The sequence below is a fragment of the Allobosea sp. Root381 genome, assembly GCF_001429395.1.
Taxonomy (GTDB): Bacteria; Pseudomonadota; Alphaproteobacteria; order Rhizobiales; family Beijerinckiaceae; genus Allobosea.
Map to the genome: position 1 here is coordinate 1 of NZ_LMJT01000039.1, position 4,884 is coordinate 4,884.

At 58.7% G+C, this 4,884-nt stretch carries 4 protein-coding genes and 1 pseudogene; 3 read left to right on the plus strand and 2 right to left on the minus strand.

Annotated elements, in window-relative coordinates:
• Nucleotides 1–96: 96 nt before the first annotated feature.
• Nucleotides 97–579: pseudogene (locus ASE63_RS28620) on the plus strand (IS5 family transposase); the annotation flags it as partial.
• 33 nt (nucleotides 580–612) lie between these two features.
• On the opposite strand, the gene ASE63_RS21320 reads toward ASE63_RS28620, so the two are convergent.
• A complete protein-coding gene (locus ASE63_RS21320) occupies nucleotides 613–1,521 on the minus strand; it encodes a glycosyltransferase family 2 protein (protein WP_200962606.1) in 909 nt (302 codons plus the stop codon).
• A 21-nt stretch (nucleotides 1,522–1,542) separates the two neighbouring features.
• Nucleotides 1,543–3,585, minus strand: coding sequence for a hypothetical protein (locus tag ASE63_RS21325; protein ID WP_056806323.1), 2,043 nt, complete (start codon nucleotides 3,583–3,585; stop codon nucleotides 1,543–1,545).
• Between ASE63_RS21325 and ASE63_RS21330 the strand changes: the two genes are divergently transcribed.
• The gene (locus ASE63_RS21330) at nucleotides 3,566–4,372 is read left to right on the plus strand and encodes a class I SAM-dependent methyltransferase (RefSeq protein ID WP_244491522.1); all 807 of its coding nucleotides are present in this window, start codon (nucleotides 3,566–3,568) and stop codon (nucleotides 4,370–4,372) included. The genes ASE63_RS21325 and ASE63_RS21330 overlap by 20 nt on opposite strands.
• Nucleotides 4,356–4,781 carry a GtrA family protein gene (locus ASE63_RS21335; RefSeq protein WP_056806331.1) on the plus strand — a complete coding sequence of 142 codons (426 nt, stop codon included), beginning with the start codon at nucleotides 4,356–4,358 and terminating at the stop codon, nucleotides 4,779–4,781. Before ASE63_RS21330 ends, ASE63_RS21335 begins: the two co-directional genes overlap by 17 nt.
• The last annotated feature ends 103 nt before the right edge of the window (nucleotides 4,782–4,884 follow it).

The following is a 4,884-nucleotide window of genomic DNA, read 5'->3' on the forward strand; positions in this document are numbered from 1 at the left end:
GCACAAACCCAACCCACTTCGCGGGCCATCTCAACCGTGGCCGCCAAGCCCACCATGCATTAGATTAAAACCGGGCCACCTGATGGGGGCAGGCCAGCAGCGGGAGCGGTCCCCGACGAACTCATGCTCGATAGCTCCCATGTGAAGACGCATCGCTCCGCTTCCGGCGGAAAAGGGAGGAGTGGACGCAGGCGGTTGGCGTATCGAGGGGCGGCCGAACAACCAAAATCCATTGCCTGGCCGATCGTTGCGGCAGGAACGTCGCCGTCGCGATAACCCCGGGCAACATCGCCGACATCAGCATGGCTATGCCCCTGCAGGAGGCCATCGCGCCGGCAAAGCGTCCCGTCGCAGACAAGGCCTATGACCGATCGACTGCGAAACTGGCTCGGCGATAGACGGATCGAGGCCGTTATACCAGGCCGCGCAATCCGAACGCCGTCTATTCTCTCAACCGCCCCGCCTACGGCGCCGCAACATCATTGAGCGCGCGTTCGGGAAGCTCAAAACTGGAAGCGCATCGCCACCCGCTACGACAGGCTTGCTTTAAGTTTCCTCGCAGCCATCGCACTCGTCGCTCTTGCGACGCAATGGCTCAAATGGGTCCCCTACCTAGAACGTCTTCTTGCCCACGACAAACTGAGACACATTGTTCGTTCGCGCATAAATCCGACCAATATACTCCCCCATCACGCCTAGGCAGACGAGGTTGATGCCGGCGCTAAGGAAGATCGCGGCGAGGATCGAGGCCCAACCAGGTGGGATGCCCGGCGAGCTCAGTCGTTCAACGACGACAACCGCGAACATCAAGAAGCTCAGCAGAGCCAGAATGAACCCTAGGAGACTGGCTGCTCGTAGAGGTAGGATCGACGAGCCTGTAACCATCTTGAGCCATAGGGAAACTAGGCGCCTGAAATTATACCCGCTTTCACCCGCAAATCGGTCCTGGTGGTCGATGTCGACTGACGTAATAGAGCCGGTCGCAGACAAGATCAGTCCATCTATATAGGTATAAGGTCCATCGTAGCGGATTATCTCGTCAACGACGCCACGATCGATCGCCTTGAACGATGAGAGGTACAGACCTGCCGGTTTGTCGAGTAGCCGCGTGGCCATCCAATCGTTGAGACGGCTTCCCCATTGCTTCCAGGTGGCATGCTTGCGCCCGCGATAGTTCGTATAGCAGACGTCGTGACCATCCTCGATCTTCTTGACGATCTGGAGGATAGCACTGGGCGGGTGCTGCAGATCATCATCCATTATGACGACGATGTCGCCGGTCGCGTGATTGAGACCCGCCATAGTCGCATTGTGTTGGCCGGCATTTCGACGAAGGGAGATGCCTCTGACGAAAGGCCTGTCCTCAGACAAGCGCTCTATGACACGCCAACTACTATCCGGGCTACAATCGTTAACCAACACGATCTCGAAATTCGCTTCGTACCGGCTTCCTGCCAGCGCTCCGGCGATTTGGTCCACCAGCGCGTTCAAGACGGTTTCGCTACGGTAGACCGGCACCACGATCGATAGCCGCCGCATTGATCAGTTTTCCCCAATTTCAAAGGTCGCGTATGTCTGATCGCAATATTCGTTGTCACGCTTGTCGACTGTGATCTCGACCGCTCCAGGCGACACCGGTAGCGGGACGCGATGGGAGGTCGCCGGAGTAAGGGCCCCTTGCCAAATCTTCTTTCCAGATTCTGATACAGAAATCGTCACACCGTCAGCGGTATCGCAGGCGGGCGTGTTGACGGCGCCGAGGCGAAATTCGACCGCGGAAGGGATCGCGCCCATGCGAGGATCAAATGGAATTGTCACGCTGGTCGGGCCATCAGCGTCGGGGTGCAAGGCAATCGTGTTGGGAGAGGCCAGACTGCCATGCCCCCACCGAGCAGGCTCGGACACAGCCCTCATAGCCAGCGGGATACCAATCGTCTGTTGGTAAGCCGCGGGCCAGGCAGGATAGGTCTTCGCGAAAACTGCAAGGAGCTCACCAACCTCCTCTGCAGTGACGCCGCGGACACGACGGAACTGGGAGACCTGCATGCCAGGCAAATTGTACACGCGCTCGAGCACGAAGGCTCGGCCAAATCCGCGGCGCTCCAGGAGCATCCCATTCGGCACCGTCACCGTCTGCTGACTATTCGCGGGAAGATGAATCTGATCAGGAGAGACAGCCAGGGCCACATCTGCACGAAGCAGTTCGAAGGTGAACATCTTAAACTTATCGACGTGGTCGATCAAGTCAAAGCGGGGCCGGAGCGAAGGCCTTATCTCGGATAGCAAAGTATCGGAGAACACGGCGCTTGACGCGAAGACGACCAGCCGATCGTTCGGCCGTAGGCTGCCCTCGATTTGGGCGGCCGCCGCAGTGAGGGCCTTATAGCCTGCCATGCGGAGCGGCCGGAGATCCGGCTTGGGCAGGATAGTCGCCGCCAGTGCGGGGATGCGTCCCTGCCAGGGCGAGAGCGAAGCAACGAAAATAGCACATGCGCCGGCGGCCAACGCGATCGTCGCTGCTTGTCGAGACTGCCCCTGGAAAAGCCGCACGGCCTCGTTGCAACCTGCGATGATAAGAACGAACGACCACATCGCGACGGGAAGGAAATGATGGTCGCCGAAGCGCTGCGTCCGGGTGAAAAGGACGTACGTGATCATGGCTGCGAAAAGGCAGAAGAGCAGCCGCTCATTCCGGAACCTCAGAGCGGACGATATCCCCGCCGCCGCGGCTACAAGGCCCAAGGGCGTGAGCCAGCCCACAAGTGCCGCAAAATGCTCCTTCGCGGGCCATTGGTACGCGTCGTAGGCATCTGCGTAGGACGTTTTCAGCGCTCGGACTGCCAACTCAGACTGGAACGCAAATGTCAGCGTCAATGCCAGGATGCCCGCTACGAACAAACCGCCGAGGACCTGGACGAGTCGCTTCTTCAGCTCGAACGGCGCTCTGACGGCCGCTTCGACCAGCGATGCGGCAGCGGCTGCCGCGAAGAAGGCGACTACGCTGAAGGCGAACCAGCGCCGGAACAGGAAGGCTGACCAGAGACAAAGGCCAATCATGATTCCGACCCGAACCGGGGCTCGGCGAAGGAAGTCGCTCCGGAATAGCAGCCAAGTCGCGCCAGCGAGCCCGATCAGACCTATGATATCGAGATAGCCCCGCAACGTGGGACGCCAAAGAGGTATGAAGGTAAGCGTCAGAATGAAAATTGTCCAAAAGGGCAGCACCCGCCGTTCGCCAAGCGCCATGCGAGTAACCGACGCGAGTATCGCTACTGTCGGCAATAAATAGAGAACCGCGATGCCGCTGACGTAGGCAGTCCGGCTGCCACCAAAAATCAGATAAACCGGAAGCAAGGGCACGACCGGGCTGGCGTTGTAATCAGCGACGCGAACAGTTTGTTGTACAAAGCGAGCCCACGACGCATCTCCGCGCGAGGCCATTTCACCGACATCCTGGAAGGTATGCCAATATGCGCCTAAATCCCAAATATAGATTGGCTGTTCAATTTTAATGTAAATCGCACACAATGCGATGACCAGCAGCGATAGAAATGCAGCAACGCCCGTGCTGCGCCAGAAAGTCATGATCGCTACGCCCACCGAATTGATTGCCAGAGATCGTGCTGCATGTTACCGGATCCGACCTCAATCGGATTTCCCTTGGTTATTGGCCGCGATGAAAAAAGCGACTGAATTTGACGCATACAGGTCGAGCTACGCTGAAACCGTCAACGGTTCAATAGCGTTCTCGGGCCTCAAAGTTGATTATTTCGCAAGGGCCAAAGCGGTCCGTCTGCTCGATCTCATTGCGCAGCAGATCGGCGATCCGCACGAGGTCTCCGTGCTGGATGTAGGCTGCGGAGTTGGCACCTACCACCCGCTCCTTCGTGGGTATGTCCGCTCGATCAGCGGGGCGGACCCTTCATCGGAATGTTTGGCTGAAGCGCGTCTCGCGAATGCCGACGTCGACTATCGCGACTTCGACGGTGGAGTAATCCCGTTCGACGACAACAGTGTGGACGTTTCGTTCGCTATCTGCGTGATGCACCATGTTCCGCCGGCCCAGTGGCCCGCATTCGTGCGGGAGATGGCGCGGGTAACGCGGCCGGGGGGGGTCGTGGCGATCTTCGAGCACAACCCGTTCAACCCGCTCACTAAGCGCATCGTTTCCCGCTGCCCATTCGATGCTGATGCCACCCTCCTATCAAAGAGAACGGCTGAGCGTCATCTTATTGATGCCGGGCTGGCCCGCGTGGCCGGAAGCTACATTCTCGCCGTGCCAGCCATTGATGGCTTCATGAGAAAGGTCGACGACGCGCTCTCCAGCCTTCCCTTCGGCGCGCAGTACGTCTCCTATGGCATCGCTCGATAGTCTGGTCAGCCAGCATCGCCCGCTCGTGGCGCGCCTTTTGCGTTTCGCCGCGATCGGGCTCTTCAATACGCTCGCCTATTTCTGCCTCGCCAGTTTCCTTCAATCTGGGCTCGGCATAGCAACGTACTGGACCTCCTACCTAGCCTATTTCATACTGGTCCCCGCGTCCTTCATTGGCCACAAGCGATTCACGTTTAAGTCCGATAGACGAAGCTCTCGCGAGTTCGGTCGGTTCATCGTGGTCCAGATGCTCAACCTGGGGATAATTGCTGCAAGCAACTTAGCTGCCGAGCGATTTGGCGGGCCAAGCTGGGCCACTTTCGCGGTGATCAGCATCGCCATTCCCGTCGCCAATTTCATTGTGTTCCACTGGGTATTTGCGGCGCGGCGTGGGTGGCCTGCCCCCTGAAAAGTGGCCCTCCCTGAAGTAGGCTTTTTGAGCCTTTGGAGGATGCCCGCGATGCCGCAGAAGAAGCACAAGCCTGAAGAGATCGTCGCGAAGCTGCGGCAGG

Coding starts and splice junctions, on each gene's coding strand:
- ASE63_RS21325 (WP_056806323.1), bottom strand. CDS start 3,585: ATGACTTTCTGGCGCAGCACGGGCGTTGCTGCATTTCTATCGCTGCTG.
- ASE63_RS21335 (WP_056806331.1), top strand. CDS start 4,356: ATGGCATCGCTCGATAGTCTGGTCAGCCAGCATCGCCCGCTCGTGGCG.